We start from the raw sequence: 21,519 nt of genomic DNA, 5'->3' as shown, positions 1-21,519 counted from the left end.
AAACGACCAAAAGCAGGATGATTTTTTGAGCTCTGACCTACTGTGCTTAGTAGCTCAGGATGCTCAGCATGGGAGTGATGCCTACGCCGCCCGCAATGAGCACGATGCCGTCTTTACAATCGTAGAGCGGCGGGCTGAACCTGCCGTACGGCGCGTCGAGCAGGACTTTGCTGCCTGGCTGGATGTTCCGCACGCCGCCGGTCCAGTCGCCCAGGTTTTTGATGGTTATGCGCAGACGTGATTTGTCCAGCGGCTGCGAGGAGATGGAAAACGGATGTTCTTCCGACGAGATGCCGCGCTGGAACACCCGTAAAAAGCCAAACTGTCCGGGCAGATAAGAGAAAACACTGCCTTTCCGCGGCCGCAGCACGAGTGTGGTCATCGAGCCTGACTCGGGAACGAGCGCTTCGACCATGAACCATTTTCCGGCAAACCATTTTCTGAAAACCTTGTGGTAAAGATAAAAACCCATCGCCGCCCCGACATAGAGGATATAAAGCGCTTTCACAAGCGGGTTGTGCGCGGAATAGGTGAGCATCACGTGGAGGAAAGCCAACGCCACCGCTAAGACGCTCACATTGTGCAGGATTTTCTGCACGTTGTATTTTCCGATTTTCAGCCGGACGAAAAACGCGCGCACAAAACGCAGCGGCAGGAACAGGCGAACCAACGTGTCGGCCATGAAAACCAATGCCAGCGTGGAAACGCCGATGAACAAAACAAGCGCCATTTCCCCCGGCTTTGTCTGAAAGCTGTTCGGGAATGTTCTTCCTTCCAGCAGCTTGTGGGCAAGCGCGAGAACGACTGCGATGACCGCCATCAGGCCGTGAAAACGGTAAAATCGATCCAGCCCAAAACTGGCTTCGATCCATTTCGGCCGTGCGCTCAGAATCAGCTGGGCGTTTAACAGCGTGTAGGCCGTCGCGCCGAGCACCATGGGGATGAAACCAGACGCGCCATAATAACCGGTATTCGAGGAAAAAATCGCCATAATCAGCAGAAAGGGCGCCAGAAAATAAGCCGCGAGGAAAAGGGCCCTCTTGCGCATGGTCAGTCACCGTCCTGTCTTGTTCATAGCAGGCCACCTATTGAAGTCTACTTTTTTACCATACAATAGACAGGTTAAAATCGCATTAAAAATCTGCCGGCCGTCCTCCTATGGAGATCTTTCCCAACGGTTTTCCTTACGGTTTCCGGACGAAAAGCGGTCTGCGCAGCGCGGGCAGCCGGCCGCTTTTCTTTTACGTCAGCTTGGGTATTCTGTTTTTCAGGTCGATGATCTTTTTCTCGATGATTTTGGCGGTGCGGATAAATTCGTCTTCACTTTTGCCGGTCGGGTCCTTCACCCCCCAGTCTTCCCGGTGTTTGCAGGTGAGCATCGGGCATTGCACACCGCAGCCCATCGTCACCACTATATCCGCCGGCGGCAGGTCGCCCAGCAGCTTGGGGCGCTGTGTGCGCGTCATATCCACCCCATAGAGTTTTTGGATGGCTTTGACTGCCTCGGGGTTGATGCCGCTTTTGATCTCGGTGCCGGCGGAAAAAGCCTCGAATGCTTCGGAAGCCAGAACTTTGCCAATGGCTTCCGCCATCTGCGACCGGTAGGAATTGTGGGTGCAAATAAACGCGACGTTCGGTTTACCGTTCATTTGCTGCTTTGAGTCAGGACGTCGTGCGCGTCGAAACACCTCCGCCCGATCGCTTTGCCAACAGATTGTGGCATACACAATACTTTCTTTCGCAGGGTCGATTCAATCGAATTCGCCGTTATCGTATCAGCAGGGAGCCATCATGTAGAAACGCAAGAGGTAAAGCTCTGTGGATTTAAAAGGCTTACCTTAAAACTCATGCATCAACATGCACAGCCGCCCCGGGACGGGGCGTTCGCAAAAGTGGCCGTGAGGCCCATTTTGCCCGGGGGTCTGGGGGCGGAAAGCCATCAGCAAGCGTGGTTTGGGTACCCCAAACCATTGCTTGCACCGGTTATCGTGAATTCACGATAATCGCAGTTATCAGGAGTTTCGGATTATCAGGAATTATCTTGCCAAACAAGGCTCAGGGCCGATCTACAAGGAATTTTTCCTGATAACTTTGAGTAAAGATTGCGATGCTCCAGAAAGTGGAGGGGAAGCTATCCAGACCAATTTCCTGATAGCTTTTGGACAAGTTTATAGCTCAGCCCTCAAATTCCTGATAAGTCCGTAGGTCGCACCATAAAAGCCATAGGAATTTTTCATGTGTTGCCTTATTGCCTGTGAACTGTTTTGAGTTATCGAGAATTTCGGGAGAAAAACCGTGTTCCATCTTTCGGGTTATCAAGAATTCAGCCAGCGCCGCGCTTAGAGGGCCGCATGTCCAGACACAGTTTTCAACCCTTTTTATCAGGAATTTATCACTGCGAAACCGGCCCGGAGCCTTATTTTCCGGGCCGGTTCCTGATAACTCGGAATTCCTGATAACAGCAGCAGGGACAACTAAAATCTTGCATATGGGATAGGGAGCGGTAAAGGAGCATCTCAATGGTTGCTGAGTTAGTGATAGTTAGATATGTTATTTCTATTAAAATACATTAAATATTTTTTGGTGATGTAGATGTAAATGTATAAAATTTTACGACACCATCAATATTCGACAATTTCTTATGTGCATAGATATAATATAACAATAGAAGATGTCTGCACAAGACATTTTTACATTGGAAATCAAAATTGGATAAGAAATTTTGTCATCGCGGAGCCCCAAAATGTTTTAAAGTACATCCGGGGAACAAAAAGCGGGTGCGGCATCCGGCCGTTTACTCTAAACGGTCAAATTTGCCGCGCCCGCCACTTCGTTTCTGTTTGGGTTATCCGAGAAACTCACGCATACACATTCAGCGTGTTTCCTGTGATGCCGTTTGCTTCCGCAGCCTTCTGCGCGGGGGTTTCACTTGCTTCTTCGCTGACGCTGCTCTTTATGGACAAGTTTTGCTGCTGGCTGATATACTGTTGTTGAGAAATTCCGATGTTATTGATTGCATTCATACTTTGCCCTACTCCTTTCAAATGTTGTTTGCTGCCATGCCCGGTCAAGCTTTCACATCAAGCTTGCCTGCATTTGCACTGCTTCCATTACTGCTTACGCTGACTGAAGCTTGGGTTTGCGCACCGGTGGTTTGCTTTTGGAGAATTTTCTGGATGTCTTGCAAGACCTGATTAAGTTGCTGCACATGCTGTGTGTTTCCCGACTTGCTCTGCAGTTTCGCAATTTGGGCTTTTACCTGCTTTTCTTGCTGGCCCAGGATGGTGGAATCAGTCGATGTGATACGGGGAATACTTACGGACTCGCTTTGGCTAACCTGTGCGGCCTGACTGCTGACAGCCTGTATGGACACAACGATCTCTCCTTTCCAAACAACGCTTGCTGCGGCCGGCTCGATTAAAAAACTTTCAGATTAAAAGCAAATTAAAATTTTTGAAAGCAAAGCCCCAAAAATAAAAGGGGATCTACAATATGACCAGCCATAGGAAATGGTTTTACCAAATAGAATATAAAATATGACACGCTGCGATAAAATAACGTGGAAGCCACTTTTCAGATAGACGGTTGAATACACTTGGGGGTTCAATTCAGCGTTTTGTTAAAGGGAATCCACGCCTTGTACGGGGTACGGGCAGCATTATGCTAAAGGATTGTTTACCGAAATGGCTGAAAGCTACATTGGGCTTCCATTCAATATTGGAACTGGCCTGTTTGCAATGACGCAAGACGGACCAGCACCAGGTCATTCGCTCCGGTGTCCGATGTGACAAGATATGCGCTGGAATTCACGATGCTCCCGTTTTGCACTGCCCAATCAAGGAGTGCAAGGTTGGGGTTATTTTCCCACCCATTGGCAGAAGGTATTCCGGCGTCACGGTGCAGACTTGAGATGGAAGACGCGGGAATGAGCAGATACCTCACTTTGCCTTGTCGGACAAATCTTCGAAATGTATCCAGCGAAAGAACGGGATTGCTGCCATTGTAACCGCCGATTGCCATAATCGGCTGACCGGTGTAAAGGATGATTTTGTCTGCAAATGCCGTGCTGGGCGTGGCTGCGAGATAGGTTGCGTTTTGTTTGTGCTGAATTAAATATTTAGATAGAGATTGTATTTCGTCCGATGGTGAGGGGTCTTCCACATCACCGCCCAGCCGCGAGGAAAGCTGAGCCGGAGATAGAAAAACAACCGGGCATGTGCCAAGTAACCCCGGTCCGGCGTAAGCATCCGAGCCGTTGACACGAGCCATTACCGTAGTAAACGACCATGCAGCGGGAGTGACCAAAAGACATGCCAGAGCGGTGTAAGCAGCGCGTGCGGTGACTGAAGCGTGTTGCCCATGTACTTTCATACGAATAACAGGCAGCGCGATGGCAAGACCGATGCACAGTGTGTCCAGCGGCCAAAGTGCTGCAAACCATGCGGGATAATGCCAGAGCATGATCAGGTGGAACACAGCGGATAGGATTAAGCCTGCTGGCAGAAGCATTTTTTGCCACCGCTTCCCCCTGTGTACCAGTTGCTTTACCATTGCAGCAAAACCGATGCCGCCCAACGCCGCGATGCCCGGTGCAATCAGGTTGAGATAATATCGATGTGTCAGATTGCGATAAAAGCTAAAGAAAAGGAGCATGGTGGCTGTCCAGCAGCCCCAGAATAGAAGGGCTGACAGTTGAGAACGACGTTGCTCTTTTTTCATGCCGCGTATGCAAATATACGCTCCAACCGCGCCAATGGCAGCAAGCGGTAAAAACCAGCTGACTTGTTCGGCAATATAAATTTCCAGCATACGAAGTGGACCAGGGGTATCCCGATTCGCTTTTTTCGTTTGCACACCCGACGCGGCGCTTGACGGCGCGCTTCGGGTGTGCCGGTTGCCTGCGATAGGTTTTGAAGTGTCCAGCCGGTTCAGCCCATTATACCCAAACACCAGGTTCATTTCGGTATTGTTAGAACTGCTGCCCACATAAGGACGATCTGCGGTGGGCGTCAGATCCACCGCCGCCACCCAGCAAAAAGAAACGACAAGGAGTACGTAAACGGCGATTCCCAGATGCAACGCCTTCTTCTTCCAATGTATACGGACCCCAAAGAGATAAGATGCGACAATGGCTGGCAGAATCAGGTATGCCACAAGCATTTTGGTGTTGAATCCGATGCCGAGGAGCACCGCCGTGAGCACCACATAACGCAGATATCCGGTCTCAATGGCGGTTGAGGTGGACCATGCCGCCAGCAGGAGAACCAACACCAACACCGCATCTGGGTTATTGGAACGCGCCGCGGCAATAAAAATAGGCGTGACAGCAAGTAAGAGGGCCGCAACACAACCCGCGGCGAAACCAAATCGTTTTTTTACAAGGTGGTATAAGATGATTACGGAGCCTGATACGGCCAGCGCCTGCGGCAGCATCAGGGAAAAACTGTGGAATCCAAAAAGTTTGACAAACGCTGTTTCGATCCACAACGTCACGGGGGGCTTATCCACACTGATGAATCCAGCCGGGTCAAAGGATACATAAAAGAAATTGTGCCAGCTCATAGCCATGCTCTTCACGGCCGCCGAATAATATAGATTTCCAAATCCATCATACGCAAAATTATAAAAACTCAGAAAAAAAGCCATCAGCACAATCAAAGTAGCAACTCCTATATGCCACTTCTGCCTGCTGCTGCAAATTCGTTCCTTCTATAAACCTCGTTTTGTCCCAAGCGTTTGGAAACATGCCGTTTTCCCCATTAAGTTACACTACTTCTATTAAAAATACATGAGCATATCGGGTAGCCGCACGTGAAATATTTCAAATTAAGGTCAAATCCCGCCCTTGTTTTCATAGTGTTTTAATGTCTGCAGGCTATACTTGTGTCCAAAGGGGGTGATTCGCCCTTGCCGGGCATGCAGGCAGGGAAAACCGTCAGATCGCATTGTCCGGTCGGCCTCATACATCCAGCCGCATAACAATATTGGGTAAATACACTCCCCAATATGTTTGCCGTTCTGCGCCTCACAGGGGACGGATGGAATCATATCGGCCGTTGTGTGCGGATATATACAAAGCGCGATCGAAGGATTATAATTCAAGTACGGGTTAAGTATGGGCTTATTGCATTGAGAAAGGATCTTTTCCATGAAGAAGAAATATATTGCCATGCTTTCGGCTGCGGCGATTGCCGTAGGCACCCTGTTCATCCCACCCGTGCAGGCGGCGGCGGTATCGGCGCTGTCCGTTTTCCGTGTGGCCGATACCAAAACCATCACAATCTCGCTCACCGACATCCAGTCGCTTGCGGCAAACGCCAAACAGCAGAGCGCGCAGGCGACCAAACAGACCGCGCAGTCTGACCCGCTTTCCGGGTCGTTGGGCAGCGTGATACAGTCGAATGTAAAGCCGCTGGCAAGTGCAAAGAATTTTACGGCGTTTCGCATCAATCTCCCCACAAGCGGCGCGCAGGGCACTCCCAAGCTTTACGCGGCGGCCTCCCAGACCCGGACGTTTACGCTGGACACGACGGCACTGAACGCCGCGCTGGCCAAGGCGGGCGCTTCTGCGGTGAGCGATGCGTATAACGGCACGAAAATCAGCGTCGTTACGCCCGCCGCGGCCATTGCGGAATATTCTGATCTAACCCTGCTTGAGACGCAGGGCGTTTACGTCAACGCGCCCGCCAAAGAGCTGAACGCGCTCTGGAGCAGCCTGACGAGCGCGACGGTCATCCCGTCCGATTTGCGCGCGCAGCTCGCGGCGATTGACCCCTCCACCCGTGATGTGTACTTGCCGGTGATCGAAGGCTTGGGCCGCGCAGCCGATCTTGGCGTTACGACCGGTTATCTCTATTCCGCAAAAGATCTGGCGCAGGTTGCCTCTTCCATCCCCAACCTTGCCGATGCGGCCGCATTGTCCAAGCTGCAGGGCGATAACACCTCCGTGCTGATTTGGACGAAAGACGGCATCCTTTATGCGCTGGCCGGTAAAAAATCCGACAGCGCGCTGGTACAGGCGGCGAGGAGCATTCGTTGAGCATCATCGAGACCGAAAGCCTGACGAAATCCTATAGAAACAAGCTTGCGGTCGATTCGCTCGACCTTTCTGTGGAAAAGGGGCAGGTTTACGGCTTTCTGGGCCCGAACGGCGCCGGAAAGAGCACCTGCATCAAGATGCTGATGGGGCTTGTTTTCCCGACATCCGGCAAAGGAAAGGTGCTTGGCCGGCCGCTTGGCGACGTTGCGGCCCGTCGAAAGCTGGGCTATCTGCCGGAGCTGTTCCGCTATCAGGAATGGATGACCGGCGAGGATCTGTTGAATTTTCATACAAGCCTGTTCCGTCTCCGGCCTGACCGACGGCGGAACGCCGGCGTTCTGGCGCGCGTCGGCCTGCTGGGACAGGAAAAATACAAGGTCGGCGGTTATTCCAAGGGCATGCAGCAGCGCATCGGCCTTGCCTGCGCGCTGCTGCCCGACCCGGAGCTGCTTTTTCTGGACGAGCCCACCTCCGCGCTCGACCCCATCGGGCGCAAAGAGGTGCGCGACATTATCGTGTCCCTGCGCGCAGAGGGGACGACCGTTTTTCTAAACAGCCATCTGCTCAGCGAAGTGGAAGCCGTCTGCGACCATGTTACCATCATCGACCATGGCAAGGTTGTCAAATCCGGCTCAATGGACGCGCTTTTGATGAACCGCATCATTTTGACGGTGGAATGCGACCCGGTTCCGACGGAATTGTTCGCGCTGCTCAAAGAGCGCTTTGACGGCCAGCTTGCACCGCAGACACCGGAGGGCCAGCTGGTTTTCCTGCTGGCGGATACGGAAGACATTCCCAAAATCGCATCCGCCCTCGTTTCAGCCGGGTTGAAACTGCGCGCGCTCACACCCCGGCGCGAGACGCTGGAAAGTGTGTTTCTGCGTGTTGTCGGGAAGGAGGACGCGCGATGACAGCCATCCTTTCCGTCACGCTGAAAGAAGCGGTGCGCAAAAAGACGTTTTTGGTCATGGGCATCGTCACCGTGCTTTATCTGGTTTTTTGGGCGGCGCTTCTGCATTATTTTCAAGCCATGCATATAGACAGCCGGGCGGCGGATTTTAAGCCGCTCGCGTCTATCGTGCTGACGCAAACGGTTCTGCAGTTTTCTTCCATGATTTTATGTTTGCTGACGATCATTCTGGGTTCCGGCGCCATCTCGTCCGAGATGGAAACCGGGATGGTTCATGCCATCCTTTCGCGTCCGGTGGGGCGCGCCGCGTATATTCTGGGCCGCTTCCTGGGGCTGGCGATTCTCGTCAGCGCGTATGCGACGGTGCTGATGGCGGCTATCCTGTGCATCGGAAGAGCCTATGCGCTGGATACCGTCACCGCCCTTTCGGCCGTGCAGATTTTCCAGAGCTGGCTCATCTATCTTTGCGTGCCGCTGGCCGTGTTGTGCCTGACCTTCTATGGCTCGGTCTCGTTGAAAACGGTCCCTAACGGTCTGCTGATGATTTTCATTTATATTCTTGGAAATATCGGCGGAATCGTCGAGATGATCGGAAATTATGTCAACAGCAAAACGATCAACAGCGTCGGTATTTTCATCAGCTTGGTTTCGCCGTTCCACACGCTCTACGGGGCGGCAGAACGTGTGCTGCTGCCGTCCTCCGGGATCGCAGGGGAATTGATGCGCGGTGCGGGCGGGTTGACAGGCGGCGGTCAGCCGGCATCGGCGGCGATGTATGTTTATATCGCGCTCTATGCGGCCGGCTTCCTGGCGCTTGCGGCCCGCAAGTTCGGCAAAGTCGATATGAACTGAAGGTGACATTCCCCAAAAAACGGGGGGATTGCAGATGATTTGGTCTATTTTCCTTCCAGTATATCTGCCTCCATTGCTGAATTTTCGGAAGCCCTTACCATTGTACTGGCCATTGGGACATCCGCCAATGGGAAAAGTATCCCCAAAAGCGCTATGGTGGACGAGTCGAAAGACATGCAGTTTTACATCTGGCTGCTACAAATGAACCCTCAGATATGGGCCGGCAGATCATCACCGGCATTCGCTTGCGAGATGTACCACAATGGCTGGTTTCTTTCGCCAGCTGTATCGGAAACTGACGGGCAGAACGATATCGGCAATGCCGGGAGAAACATTCATGCCACCCGTCTCGTATTGCAATGAGATGTACCAGGCCATCGTGGGCGAATAGGAGTTCAAACAGCCGGATGGCTTGGAGAAATCTCCGGGCATGCACTTCAACATGTAGCACCCTTTAGCTTTCTCGAAGCCGAAGGGTGCTTTTTATGTTTTCACCGTATTTAAGGGAGTGCGCTGCATAGCAGAAAAAGAAACGATCATGGGCACACCTTCGATAGAAGTGTCAAGACGCTCGATAACCGTCCATGGAAGATCTCATTAACCTTACCTACAGTCAAACGACATTCACATCGTCTATGCCGTCGACGATCGCGCGTTTGGCAAATTCTATGCGAACAACGGATTCCTGGGCGAGTCTTACATCGCATACGAATCCGCCGTACTCAAAGAGATATATGATGGTACACCACACAATTCGTTGGTTTCTTCTCAAATTTTAATATTGTACGGATATAATAAACTTGGTTCACGAATTGCGAATAGCACATTATGAGCGGGTAGCAGAAACCATCTTACTTGAAGCAGGGTACAAATTATGATCAATCGCAATAAAATAATGGCAGGAACCGCCTTCCATTCGGGAAATTGGATGCACTTTGGGTTCAAATTGAGTGTTCTGCTGAAAGGAATCGGTGCTCTGTGTGAAATACTCGGTGGAATTCTGCTGTTGTATCTAAATCCGATCCGTATGGGTCGGTTGGTATTCTTTTTAACACACGGAGAATTAGTGGAAGACCCTGGTGATAGACTGGCAAACGTGCTGCTGCACTACAGCTATGGATTTTCTGCCGGCACACAGCTTTTCACAATCATGTATTTACTTTCGCATGGCATCACAAAATGTCTGTTGGCTTATCTGCTTTGGCATAAAAAGCGATGGGCTTATCCGCTTGCAATCGGTTCGCTGCTGTTTTTCATTGGCTATCAGATTTGGAACTATTGCATGCATCCATCCATATTTCTCGTTCTTTTGACCGTTTGGGACGCTGTTATGATTTTTCTGACTGCCGTTGAATACAGGAGACAGAAATACGGCACATTCAAAAGCATACGTCGGTGTTCCGTATCCGGATAATTCACCATTTGATAAGAAAGCAGCACCGCCCTGACCATCCGGCAGTTTCCGTTTCCCAAAATTCGTTGTATGCAACAACAAGTGCGAGTGTGTAGGGTCATTTCCATGTCAAACATTTTTCGTTCCGTATGGCGCTATTTAAAGCAAACGGATCGTGTATTGATCCTGGTTTCCCTTTTGGCCGCAGGGTTTGGCCTGCTGCTGGTGTATAGTGCGACACATGCTTCCGGTCGGGTTTTCACAACGCAGATATTGGGAATCGTGGTCGGCTGTATCATTATGATTGCCGTTTCTAAAATAGATTACCACGACATGACCAAAGCGTGGAAATGGATTGCGCTGGTCAGCATTTCGCTGATGATCCTTACACTGCTGATCGGGTCTTCCCGGGCGGGTTCTCAGGATCGTGCATGGATACACATCGGGTCAAACACCATTCAGCCGGCGGAGTTTATCAAAGTTGCCTTTGTGATCACCTTTGCCAAGCACTATGACTCTGTAAAGGAACGAATCGGCTCCCTCCGTCAAGTGCTGTTGCTTACCTTGCACGGGCTTATTCCCATGGTTTTGCTGATATTACAAAAAGACATGGGCATGATGCTCGTTTTTGTGCTGATGTTTATCTTTATGATGTTTATGGCCAATGTGAAACTGCGCTATTTTGCGCTGGCGGGAATCGCATTGTTTGCCGGCTCACCTTTGATCTGGTCCAAGGTGCTGGGCGCTACGCAGAAAAACCGTATCCTGGCCCTGTTCGATCCTGCCAAATATGCGAATGACGCCTATTAGCAGACGCAGGGGCGTCTCGCAATCGGTTCCGGAGAGCTCTCCGGTTATGGACTTTTTCACGGCCCCATCACGCAAGGCCCAAGCTACTTGCTGCCGGAGAAGCAGAACGATATGATTTTCGCTGTGACTGGAGAAGAGCTCGGGTTCATCGGCTGTCTGCTGATCTTAGCCCTCTTTTTCGTTTTGCTCATGCGTATATTGGGTGACGCCCGAAAAGCGAAAGATGGGATGGGCGCCATCATATGCGTCGGTGTTTTCGCTTCTTTCCTGGTTCAAATGGCAGTCAATATCAGTGCGGCGCTTATGGTGTTTCCGATCACAGGCATTTCTCTGCCGTTTTTCAGTTCGGGCGGTTCGTCGGTGGTATCTGGCTTTTTGGGCGTGGGTGTCGTTTTATCTGTTTATATGCATCGAAGCACGCAATTGTTTGCAGAGAAAAATTGAAAGTGGTGAATTTTATTCACCCTCCACTAATATGGGAGTGCTTACCGGGATTTTGATCCAAATCACCGATAGATCAATCCTAAAGAGTCGCAAGATCAGCTACTGCCGTGCATCCTCTGCAGATTATTTTTGGTGCTATTATAACCATTGCAGCTATTTTGCTACTGAGTACCCTGCATATGCAAATCGACAGTCCTCCTGCTTTATTGTTATAAGATTAAACCGAATTAAAAACAAATATAAGAAGTGCTGTTACATGTACGAATCTCGCTCATAATTTGTCCAAACGCCGAATCGCTGTGCTCTTATTGGGTATTATGGGGAAGTTTAGAATCTTGACTCGGTAGTAAAAGATGTCAAAAAATATCTACGGCTACACAAACAGTTGATTTTGCAAATAAAAGCAAAAAGGCGAGAAACATTCTCGCCGGTAAAATTCAAGCGAAATATAAAATTCAATCATCCTTGAACAAAGCGACATTTTTTTGCAGGAAGCCACAGCTTTACTATTCCAGAGGCTTGCTGCTCTAACACATCCCAGATTTCCAGAACAACATCTGCCATGCCCTCGACAGCCGCCATGTAATGCCAGTTTAACCCCTGATATGACCGTTGTACGATGGTTGCGGACAGTTCCGTACCAGGCTCATCACTTTTCCGATTGAGTAATACATCAGATGGGCGAATGGCCACCTTGGTTTTTTGTCCCGTCTTTCCCTGTGCGACCACCTGCAGGCGAACACCAGAACATTCAACTGTGCACATATCTCCGCTGTTTTCCAATACTGTGCCATCGAGTAGATTGGAACAGCCGAGGAAGCGTGCTGAAAATGCCGTTTTGGGTTCACGATAAACCTCATTGGGCGGGCCCATTTGTTCAATATGTCCGCCGTTCAGCAACACAATGGTATTGGCCAGACTCAGTGCCTCTGACTGGTCATGTGTGACATAGACCGTGGTAATCCCTGTGCCCACGACAATACGTAAAATTTCCCAGCGCATTCTTTCGCGCAGTTGAGCATCCAGGCTGGAGAGAGGTTCATCCATCAACATCAAAGTAGGCTTGGCAACGATTGCCCGCGCGATAGCGACGCGTTGCTTCTGCCCTCCCGAAAGCTGGTGGGGATATTGTCGGTCGCTGCCCTGCATTTGTACGGTGACAAGAGCCTGCTCTACTTCTTTGTGGATTTGCCCGGCAGGCAATTTTTTTAACTTCAAGCTGAAAGCAACATTATCATACACATTCATGTGTGGCCAGAGCGCAAAATCCTGAAAAACCATTCCGATCCGGCGTTTTTCAGGGGGAACCCCTTTGCGCCCGTCTGCCCACACCCGATCATTGGCGCAGATTGTGCCGCTGTCAATGTCGATCAGGCCCGCCAGTGCGTTGAGTAACGTCGTTTTCCCACAGCCGGAAGGCCCCAACAGTGCGGTGCAGTTGCCCTCCGCAATCGTGAGGTCGATGTGATCTAACACCCGCTTTTCCCCGTAAGATTTACACACGTCGTGCAGGACGATACTCATGATGAAACCTCTTTTGTCTCATTTAGCAACTGCCTGTGCGCTGGCTGCCGCTCGACAGCCGGCTTGGATGTCATTTTTTTGCGAAAAAATGACAAGACACCCTGCCCGACCAGATAGATGAGTATGATGAAAAGTACGCCGACGATAGCATTTGCCGAGCCTTGCGGCCAATTGAAATCGCTGAAATAGTGTTCCACAATGACCGAAAATGGCGGATCACCGGCAGGATAAAGCAAACTGGCGGCAGGCAGTTCAAAAATAACCTTCGTGACTGTCATAAATAAAGTGGAAATGGCCGTACCCGCCACCATGGGAAAAACAATACGCTGCAGCATCACAAAACGGTTGGCCCCAGAAACGAGTGCAGCGTTCAGAAGGTTGGGCGGGATTTGACGCATGGCTCCTGCCTGAATCCGAATCGCGTAAGGAATATAGGTAGCCAAGTAAGCCATTGCGAGACAAACCGGGGTGCCATACAGTACCAAATTGATCGGAATGAGCCATACGGCGTTCCATGCGAAGATAAAGGAGGCTCCCATCACAATTCCAGGTACCGCGATCGTTGACATGGTTACGAAATTCAGAACCGTATTTAGCCGGGATCGTTGAAAGGTAAACTGAAACGCAAAAAGCACACCCAGCACCATGGTGACTGCTGCGGTAATCAGCGCATATTGCAGCGAGATCCCCAGTGCATTCGTGCTGACCCCGCCGGGAACCAGCGCTTTGGTATAGTAGGCCAGTGTCCAATTTCCCATTACGGGGCCTTTTGTCCATACTTTCCAAAGTGACACGACCAGTGTGGAACCAAGCGGCGCGCCAATTGCGATTCCTGCAATAACCCAGAATGAAGCTGAAGCGGTACGGTTGGGCCGAAATAGATCCTGTCGCCCGACCGCGACTGTTTCAAAGGCGCGTTTCCTTGTGAAGGCAAACTGCAGCGCAATGGAACACGCCGAGATTACAATCACCAGAAATGACAGACCTGCTGCAGCCGGGTAGTTGACCGGTTGCTGATCCATGGCGGCGTAGATTTGATACGGCACCAATGGAATGTGCGATAACGGGGTAATAGCGGCGGCAACGCCAAAATCTCCAAACGCTTCCGCAAAAACAATGGAACCGCCTGCCAGCCACGCGGGTGTCAAAAGCGGCAGGATAATGCGAAACATGGTCTGTGTACGTCCAGCCCCCGACACTCGTGCCGCATTAACAAGCGTGCGGTTCAGGTTGCGAATGCCTTGCTTAAGCGTGATATGCACAAAAGGGAAGAAACTCAGGCCGAAAATCAGTACGATACCGAATCGAGTGAAAAAGAAAGCGGACCATCCGGTCGGCAAATGAAATAATTGGGAAAGCAAGCCGCCGTCTTGCATACAGACGACCCATCCCTGCGCGATTACATAGGACGGAAGAAAAAAAATCAGCCAAACAAGACCGTCCCCGATTTTTTTAATCCTTCCATGAAACGATTCCGTCGTAAATGCGCTCAAAGTGCCGATCACGAGTGCCAACAGAGTTCCACAAAGGCTGATGAAAACAGAGTTCTGCACCGCGAGAAAAGTGGTTTTATCTGTGAACACGGCAATCAAAGGTTTCAAGGAAGGAGCCAGATTCATCTTTTCAGCAAAAAGATTAGGTAAGACCATTTGTATCAGCAGACATGCCAGAGGATATGCGATGAGCACCAGCAGCAGACCGATGCCGCAGAAGATAAACAAAGTTCCGCCAAGCCGGGGAACACGCGGCTTATTGGACGATGTTTTCATGGAACCAGGCCTTGACGGTATCAATATTTTTGGCAGCATTGGCGGTGTTGAGCTTGTTCCACTTAATACCGTTTTTCTCCACCTGCAAGCGGGCGTCGTCGGCCTGAACGCCGGTGATGACGGGATTATAGTATGAATCCCCACCGCCGTTATCCTTGTTCAGCATGATCTTCTGTGCTTCCGTCGTGTAAACATATGCTACAAACTGCTTTGCGGCATCCAAATCCGGGGATTTTTTGGCAATGCCAATCACACTCGGAAGAGTGGCTACACCGGACTTTGGATAGATGATATCAATGGAATTTCCGCTGACTTTTGAATTGATCAGAGCGGAATCCTGAATCGTGACAGCTTTAACCTGCCCTTTCAGCAGTGCCTGAAGTGTGGTGTCATTTGTGGAGAAGACTTTCATGCCATTCGCTTTTAACGACGTATAGTACTGTTCACCGGCACTCTGCCCCATCGTTTGAAGAATTCCTGCGATATAAGGATAAGTAGGTCCAGAGAGAGCAGGATCGTTCATTGCCAAAGAATTTTTGAAAGTTGAGCTGAGTAGATCGCTCCAATCTCTCGGATAATCGGCGGACGATACCAGTTTGGTGTTTACACCAATTGCCGCGGCAGCAGTAGTACCGGTTGGGAAATAGGCATCATCACTCGGCACCAGCGTTTTTCCGAGTGAATTCAGATTTCCGATGTCATTTGGGGTCCAGTTTTTCTGCAACAGCCCCTCATTATCCATAGCCTGCAGGTTGATATCGCCGTCGCACCACATAACATCCCAGTGGGGATTGCTCTTTTCGGCTTCGATTTTAGCAAGCAGATTACCGGTTGAATCGTCAACCAGTTGGACTTTGATGCCCGTCTTTTTTTGGAATGCTTTTGCGATGGCCGAATCATAGCCCTGCGAAGAATAGAACACCAGTTTTTTGGATGTGCTTCCACTGCTGTTACATCCTGTGGCAAGGCTGCTAACCAGAAGGATGGGAACGAATAAAAGAGCAAGATGTTTCGTTTTCATTAAATATCCTCCATTCAATTTCATTCGTCTCCATTATATGGCGAAACCACTCGAAAACCATCATATTCTGGTAAATTACAAGTAATTTCTGTGTAAATGCAGTCAATTTCATATTATATACAGTTAATATCTTGAAAAGATCAGGTTGGCGGGTTATAATAATTCAGAAATTCAAATGAACAGGGGGTACGATATGGACGAGTCTCTTCTCAACGTGGACGGCGCAATGGAATTTTTGGGCGTCAGCGAAAAAACGTTGATCAAATTATTGCGCGAGGAGCATCTGCCTGCGCGAAAGATCGGACGTGAATGGCGATTCTCCAAACAAGCTCTGACAGAATGGCTTGCAAAAGGAGATTCTATCGCTTATGCGGCAAACAATGCAGTCTACAGTTTTTCCAAAGACCTGAAAGGAAATTATCGGGAAATGCTGGATGCCGTCGGCAAGGACTTGGCGCTGCTGCGTGACGCAGAAAGCATCGACTGTATTCCGGATTTAAAGGACATGATCCCCGTGCCGGATGAGGTGACCATGCGGGTTACCTACAAGCAGGTGCGCGAAGTTGAAAAACTGCGTTTTGAAATCTTCTGGCCGCAGCGGGATACATGCAGGAAACAATAAGCGGAGGGAATTGTATTTATGGTTTGGTCTATTTTTCTTCCGGCATATTTGGCTTCCATTGTTGAATTTGCGGAAGCCCTCACCATTGTATTAGCCATTGGGACATCCATCAGCTGGAAAAGCAGCCTGAAAGGCGCTGCGGCGGGCTTTGGCATCCTCGCGGTGCTGGTGGCCGTATTCGGAAGCGCGGTGGCGTTTCTGGTGCCGTTGAACATTCTGCGCATTGTGATCGGGGTCATCCTTGTGCTGTTTGGTGTCCAGTGGCTGGACAAAGCCTTGCTTCGATACACCGGCCTGAAGGCGATGCACGACGAGTCCCAAATTTATGAGCGCAACCGCAAGCAGATTGCCGGAATGGACACTGCAAATCAGGCGATGGTGGAACGCTTTGGTTTTCTCACGTCGATGAAAAGCGTACTGCTGGAGGGATTGGAGGTTGCCGTCATTGTCATCACCTTCGGTTCCAACGTGGGCGGTAACCGTGCGTCCGGTATTGCCACGACAACGCTCGCGGCACTGTTTGCGCTGGTGACCGTTTCTGTATTGGGAATTGCTGTTCGGAAACCGCTGACCATGATTCCGGAAAACACGTTCAAGTTTGTTGTCGGCATCATGCTCACCACCTTCGGGACTTTTTGGGCGGGCGAAGGACTTGGCGTCACCTGGCCGTTTTCCGACCTGTTCCTGTTTGTGCTGATCGGGTTCTACCTCGTAGTCTGTTTTGCCTTGATCGCATGGCTCAAGCGGCGCGCGCTTGACCCGAATCACCGCGAAATCGATCATCGGAAAGACCCGCTTCTGCCGCGCATCCTCTGGCAGATTTTTTATTTTTTCTGCGGAAACTGGACAGTGCTTTTTGGTGTGATCATTACCATTGCGGCCGTTCTGCTGCTGGAAGCACTGCATACGCAAATTGGCAATTCTTACGCGGTCGGCATATTGTTCATGGCGGGCATCGTCATCAGTTTTTGGGCGGCGCTCAGAGAACGTACCCAGCGTATTTCCGCATAACAGAGCGTTCATCATTCAGCACAACCGGTGCCCGTGCAGCAATGCGGCGGGCACCGGTTATCGTTTTCGGTACGCGAACAGGGCACAAGCTTTTGTTTCTTTTTCATCAAATTCTAATCCATCAATGATACAATGGCGGCGCATTCGTTTGAACAGACTCTGCAAAAGGAAGTGTTGTGTATGCCGCAATCGCTTGATGGAACGAGCAAACGGGAGATGCTCTGCAAAGTTCCGGAAATTACCCTGTTTTTCTGGATCACAAAAATCCTCACAACAGGTATGGGGGAAGTTTTTTCAGATTACCTTGCCCATACGCTGGCGCCGGTAACTGCTGTCGCGTTGGGGGCACTGGGTCTGCTGGTTGCGCTCATCCTGCAATTTTCTGTGCGAAAGTATATCGCCTGGGTCTATTGGTTCACCGTTGTGATGGTCAGCATATTCGGAACCATGGCTGCCGATGTTTTGCATGTTGGATTCGGTATCCCCTATGTGGTTTCAACGACGGGATTTCTCGCCGCTCTGGCTATCGTGTTCATCCTGTGGTATCGCTTTGAAAAGACACTTTCTGTCCACAGCATCTTCACGCACCGGCGGGAATTTTTCTATTGGGCTGCCGTGCTTGTGACCTTTGCGCTAGGCACCGCGTCCGGCGACCTGACGGCCACCACGTTCCATCTCGGCTATTTTCTTTCCGGCGTACTGTTCGCGGCGGTGTTCGCCGTCCCCGCCATTGGTGTGCGCTTCTTTGGAATGAACCGCATCTTTGGATTTTGGTTCGCTTATATTCTCACACGGCCGCTTGGTGCGTCGTTCGCCGACTGGATGGGCGTTTCCCGTGCGCGCGGCGGGCTGGAATGGGGGACGGGACCTGTAAGCCTTGTGCTCACGCTGTCGATCGTGGTGCTGGTCGGCTATCTAAGCATCTCCAAACGGGACGTGCCGGCAAACGCATCGGCGGACTGAATGCAATTTCATTGCGGGAACAGGATGCGCACCGTGGTCCCGTGTCCCGGTACGCTTTCGATCTGCACCGTACCGTGATGCGCTTCCGCAATGCTGCGCACAATGGCAAGCCCCAGCCCGCTTCCGCCCTGCATGCGGGAGCGGGCTTTGTCTACCCGGTAAAAGCGGTCGAACACATGCGTCAGATCCTCCGGCGGGATGCCCACGCCGGTATCCCGCACCGCGAGAGAAACACCATCTTCCGTTTTCGTTGCTTCAATATAAACATTGCCGTCCGTGGGCGTATATTTGACGGCATTATCCGTTAGTGCGCGCAACATTTGCTTGACCAGCGCGCGGTCTGCCATCAGCATAATCGGGGTGCTTTCTTGTATGTCCACAGAACGCCTGAAAGCGACTTGGGCTTCATCCGCCACTTCCTGAAAAACTGTCCGCATGTCGAAAAATTCCAACCGGAGCTGAAAACTGCCGTTGTCATTGCGCGCCAGAAAAAGCAGTCGTTCCACCAGAGCCTTCATGCTTTCCGTCTCTCCTCCGATGGCTTCCACCGCCTCGTGCAGAACCTTTGGATTGTCTTTGCCCCAGCGCTCGATCAGGTCGGCATAACCTTGGATAACAGCGATGGGCGTGCGCAATTCATGGGATGCATCGGAAACAAACTGTTTTTGCCGTTCAAACGCGCTTTCTAACCGGCCGATCATTTCGTTGAAGGTCTCTGCGAGGCGCGAAAGCTCATCATCTGCCTCGCCGACCGGCACCCGTTTAGTCAGGTCGCTGCCGCTGATGGTCTGTGCCGCAGAGGTCATGGCGTCGATAGGGCGCAGCGCCCGGCGGCTGATGAACGCGCCCGCTGCCATCGAAATCAGGATGCCCGCTGTGTCAGCTACCGCCATCAGAACAAACAACAGCTTGAGGAATCGATATTCTGCCCGCATGTTGTAAACGACTTGCAAGTAGCCCAATATGCCTCTGTCGCGCACGACGATTACATTTTCTACCACGGTGTGGGTATCCTGGTGCTCAAGCACCTGTATTTGTCCTAACTTTTCAGTCGGATCAGGCAGTGAGGAAGGCAATGTTCCTTCTGTGCGAATGATGGTGCCATCTGCGGAAACAAATTTTGCACCGGTTTCCGGGTAAGCCTCCAATTCCGTAGGTAGATTGATTTCTGCGTCATTCCATTCCGTTTTTTCGAGACTGGACAACGTCGTTTGAACATTGGCCTGCACTTGTGTCCGAATCTGCCGAATAAGATAGTACCGCAAGCCAAACAAAATCCCCGCATTCAGTGCAATTAAAACACCGGAGAACAGGGTAGCGTAGATCAGCGTCAACTTCCAGGATAAGCGGCGCGGCCAGAGCCTTTTAAGAATCGGATTCTTTTGCATCCAGTACATAACCCACCCCCCGAACGGTGTGAAGCAGTTTCTGCTCGAACGCGTCATCCATTTTGCCGCGCAGGTACCGGATGTATACGTCCACGATGTTGGCTTCTCCTTCATATTCTTCGCTCCACACATGGTCCAGAATCTGCCCGCGCGTCAATACGATGCCGTGGTTGCGCATGAAATATTCCAAAAGATCAAACTCTCGTTTTGTCAGATGAATCTCCGACCCGCCGCGATAGACGGTGCGCCCCGCCGTATCGAGTATAAGATCATGGATGGTAAGCTGTTGCACCTGATCAGATGCGGGCTTGCCACGCAGAGCCGCTCGCATGCGCGCAAACAGCTCTTCCATGTGGAACGGCTTGGTGATGTAATCGTCGGCTCCGCAGTCAAGGCCTTCCACCTTGTCGGCCACCTCGCCTTTTGCCGTCAGCATCAGGATCGGGACAGAGGAAAACTTGCGCACAAGACGGCAGATTTCCGTACCGTCCATCCCCGGCAGCATCCGGTCAAGCAAAATGAGATCCGGCTTCCAAAAACGTACAGCGTGCAATCCCGCCTTGCCTTCGCGTTCACAATGCGGATGGTATCCTGCATGTTCAAGTTCCAATTCCAGCAGGCGGGAAAGTCGCCCGTCGTCCTCTACAATGAGTACTTTCGTTCGGTTCAACCGGCAAACACCTTCTTTTCCTTCCTAAATATCATTCAAAATAACACCGTCAGATGAAAATCTGATTAAAACACCCCACAGCATAGCGTAAATTGGAGAAAAAGGCAAATCTACGGTGCCCTTTCATGTGATTTTAATCTGACACTGGTATGCTGAACCGGAGAATCATGAAGGAGGACTGTTCGTGAATATTTTACAGACCATTATTTTGGCGATCATCCAGGGAATATCGGAGCTTTTTCCCATCAGCAGTGTCGCACACTCGGTCATTGCCCCGTATGTGTTTGGCTGGAAGCTGGACCCGACCTTTTTGAAACAAAACTTTTTGGAATTCGTCGTGATGATGCACTTGGGCACCACGGCTGCACTGCTTGTCTATTTCCGTAAGGATTGGGCAGAGGTCATTCGGTCGATTTTCGCACGGGGAAAATCAAAGAAATTGCTGCTGTTGCTCGCCGCCGGCTCTTTTCCCGCCGCCGTGTTGGGACTGATTTTTGAAAAGAAAATTACCAGCGTATTCAGTAATGTGACAGTTGCCGCTACTTTTTTGATCGCGAACGGCGTGCTGTTGTTCGTCGGTGAGCGGTTGCGTCGGAAGGGCACAAAAACGATTGATGACCTGACATGGAAACAGGCAGGGATTATTGGCCTGTTTCAATCACTTGCGCTGATTCCAGGCTTTTCGCGTTCCGGTTCCAGCATGACCGCCGGGTTTTGGATGGGGCTTACAAACGAAGAATCGGCAAGATTTTCCATGCTGCTTGCCGCACCCGCAATTCTGGGCGCGGGCATATTTGAAGTGCCGAAGATGGTGCGGGTGCACACGCCCGGCCTATTGCAGCTCTCGCTGCTCGGCGGTGCGGTCGCCGGCGTTTTCGCGTTTATCAGCGTGTTTTTGCTGATGAAATGGTTCAACCGAAAAGAGATCAATACGATGGCCCCATTTTCCGTCTATTGTGCAGTAGTTGGCCTGTTAGTTCTTGGTACTCGTACACTGTTCTAAGGCACAACGGCATAAAAGAAGCGGGGGGGTGGGGGGCCGGGCCCCGCCGCCGGTTTTTTTGTAGCTTATAAATGGTTTGGGGTTTTAGAAAAATCGCACG

General features: G+C 50.9%; 19 protein-coding genes and 1 pseudogene. 10 read left to right on the top strand and 10 right to left on the bottom strand.

From position 1 onward, the window contains the following. Positions 1-46: 46 nt before the first annotated feature. The 5 genes from ABF463_RS08635 to ABF463_RS08615 form a co-directional block, all read right to left on the bottom strand. Positions 47-1,048, bottom strand: coding sequence for a ferric reductase-like transmembrane domain-containing protein (locus tag ABF463_RS08635; RefSeq protein WP_415533197.1), 1,002 nt, complete (start codon positions 1,046-1,048; stop codon positions 47-49). A gap of 193 nt (positions 1,049-1,241) precedes the next feature. Further along, positions 1,242-1,649: an arsenate reductase ArsC gene (locus tag ABF463_RS08630; protein ID WP_415533196.1), complete on the bottom strand. Its 408-nt coding sequence runs from the start codon at positions 1,647-1,649 to the stop codon at positions 1,242-1,244. A 1,209-nt stretch (positions 1,650-2,858) separates the two neighbouring features. Next, positions 2,859-3,023: a hypothetical protein gene (locus tag ABF463_RS08625; protein ID WP_415533195.1), complete on the bottom strand. Its 165-nt coding sequence runs from the start codon at positions 3,021-3,023 to the stop codon at positions 2,859-2,861. Positions 3,024-3,067: 44 nt separating this feature from the next. After that, entirely contained in the window at positions 3,068-3,373 is a 306-nt protein-coding gene (locus ABF463_RS08620) for a hypothetical protein (RefSeq protein WP_415533194.1), read from the bottom strand. Positions 3,374-3,711: 338 nt separating this feature from the next. Beyond that, the gene (locus tag ABF463_RS08615) at positions 3,712-5,652 is read right to left on the bottom strand and encodes a glycosyltransferase family 39 protein (protein ID WP_415533198.1); all 1,941 of its coding nucleotides are present in this window, start codon (positions 5,650-5,652) and stop codon (positions 3,712-3,714) included. 496 nt (positions 5,653-6,148) lie between these two features. Between ABF463_RS08615 and ABF463_RS08610 the strand changes: the two genes are divergently transcribed. The 6 genes and pseudogenes from ABF463_RS08610 to ABF463_RS08585 all read left to right on the top strand — a co-directional run bounded on the left by ABF463_RS08610 (position 6,149) and on the right by ABF463_RS08585 (position 11,448). Beyond that, positions 6,149-7,039 (top strand): hypothetical protein, encoded by an 891-nt coding sequence (locus tag ABF463_RS08610; RefSeq protein WP_415533193.1) that lies wholly within the window; start codon positions 6,149-6,151, stop codon positions 7,037-7,039. Continuing rightward, complete coding sequence (locus ABF463_RS08605) at positions 7,036-7,950, top strand: ABC transporter ATP-binding protein (RefSeq protein ID WP_415533191.1); 915 nt, start codon at positions 7,036-7,038, stop codon at positions 7,948-7,950. The genes ABF463_RS08610 and ABF463_RS08605 overlap by 4 nt, the downstream gene beginning before the upstream one ends. Then, entirely contained in the window at positions 7,947-8,801 is an 855-nt protein-coding gene (locus tag ABF463_RS08600; RefSeq protein WP_415533190.1) for an ABC transporter permease, read from the top strand. Before ABF463_RS08605 ends, ABF463_RS08600 begins: the two co-directional genes overlap by 4 nt. Positions 8,802-8,840: 39 nt before the next feature. Further along, entirely contained in the window at positions 8,841-9,164 is a 324-nt protein-coding gene (locus ABF463_RS08595) for a hypothetical protein (RefSeq protein WP_415533189.1), read from the top strand. Between the two features lie 511 nt (positions 9,165-9,675). Beyond that, positions 9,676-10,215: a DUF2127 domain-containing protein gene (locus ABF463_RS08590; protein ID WP_415533188.1), complete on the top strand. Its 540-nt coding sequence runs from the start codon at positions 9,676-9,678 to the stop codon at positions 10,213-10,215. Between the two features lie 69 nt (positions 10,216-10,284). Then, a pseudogene (locus ABF463_RS08585) lies at positions 10,285-11,448 on the top strand (FtsW/RodA/SpoVE family cell cycle protein). 459 nt (positions 11,449-11,907) lie between these two features. On the opposite strand, the gene ABF463_RS08580 reads toward ABF463_RS08585, so the two are convergent. From ABF463_RS08580 to ABF463_RS08570, 3 genes are read right to left on the bottom strand one after another with little or no spacing between them, the layout of a single operon-like run. Further along, positions 11,908-12,972 carry an ABC transporter ATP-binding protein gene (locus ABF463_RS08580; protein ID WP_415533187.1) on the bottom strand — a complete coding sequence of 355 codons (1,065 nt, stop codon included), beginning with the start codon at positions 12,970-12,972 and terminating at the stop codon, positions 11,908-11,910. Then, positions 12,969-14,741: an ABC transporter permease gene (locus ABF463_RS08575; protein ID WP_415533186.1), complete on the bottom strand. Its 1,773-nt coding sequence runs from the start codon at positions 14,739-14,741 to the stop codon at positions 12,969-12,971. Before ABF463_RS08575 ends, ABF463_RS08580 begins: the two co-directional genes overlap by 4 nt. Next, complete coding sequence (locus ABF463_RS08570) at positions 14,722-15,762, bottom strand: ABC transporter substrate-binding protein (RefSeq protein WP_415533185.1); 1,041 nt, start codon at positions 15,760-15,762, stop codon at positions 14,722-14,724. The genes ABF463_RS08575 and ABF463_RS08570 overlap by 20 nt, the downstream gene beginning before the upstream one ends. Positions 15,763-15,955: 193 nt before the next feature. Between ABF463_RS08570 and ABF463_RS08565 the strand changes: the two genes are divergently transcribed. From ABF463_RS08565 to ABF463_RS08555, 3 genes are all read left to right on the top strand, one after another. Beyond that, positions 15,956-16,384, top strand: a complete 429-nt coding sequence (locus ABF463_RS08565; RefSeq protein WP_415533184.1) for a helix-turn-helix domain-containing protein — start codon at positions 15,956-15,958, stop codon at positions 16,382-16,384. Between the two features lie 18 nt (positions 16,385-16,402). Beyond that, positions 16,403-17,395 carry a COG4280 domain-containing protein gene (locus ABF463_RS08560; RefSeq protein ID WP_415533183.1) on the top strand — a complete coding sequence of 331 codons (993 nt, stop codon included), beginning with the start codon at positions 16,403-16,405 and terminating at the stop codon, positions 17,393-17,395. 180 nt (positions 17,396-17,575) lie between these two features. Beyond that, the gene (locus ABF463_RS08555) at positions 17,576-18,358 is read left to right on the top strand and encodes a hypothetical protein (RefSeq protein ID WP_415533182.1); all 783 of its coding nucleotides are present in this window, start codon (positions 17,576-17,578) and stop codon (positions 18,356-18,358) included. A gap of 8 nt (positions 18,359-18,366) precedes the next feature. Here the strand turns inward: ABF463_RS08555 and ABF463_RS08550 are convergent, their stop codons facing one another. Continuing rightward, positions 18,367-19,755, bottom strand: a complete 1,389-nt coding sequence (locus ABF463_RS08550; protein ID WP_415533181.1) for a sensor histidine kinase — start codon at positions 19,753-19,755, stop codon at positions 18,367-18,369. After that, positions 19,724-20,416, bottom strand: coding sequence for a response regulator transcription factor (locus ABF463_RS08545; RefSeq protein ID WP_415533180.1), 693 nt, complete (start codon positions 20,414-20,416; stop codon positions 19,724-19,726). The genes ABF463_RS08550 and ABF463_RS08545 overlap by 32 nt, the downstream gene beginning before the upstream one ends. 184 nt (positions 20,417-20,600) lie before the next feature. On the opposite strand from ABF463_RS08545, the gene ABF463_RS08540 reads away from it, so the two are divergent. Further along, positions 20,601-21,419 carry an undecaprenyl-diphosphate phosphatase gene (locus ABF463_RS08540; RefSeq protein WP_415533178.1) on the top strand — a complete coding sequence of 273 codons (819 nt, stop codon included), beginning with the start codon at positions 20,601-20,603 and terminating at the stop codon, positions 21,417-21,419. Positions 21,420-21,519 lie beyond the last annotated feature (100 nt).

This window comes from Ethanoligenens sp. (genome assembly GCF_047718355.1).
Classification (GTDB): domain Bacteria; phylum Bacillota; class Clostridia; order Oscillospirales; family Ethanoligenentaceae; genus Ethanoligenens.
Note: the sequence above shows the minus strand (reverse complement) of the source record. Positions and strands in the feature narration are given on the sequence as shown.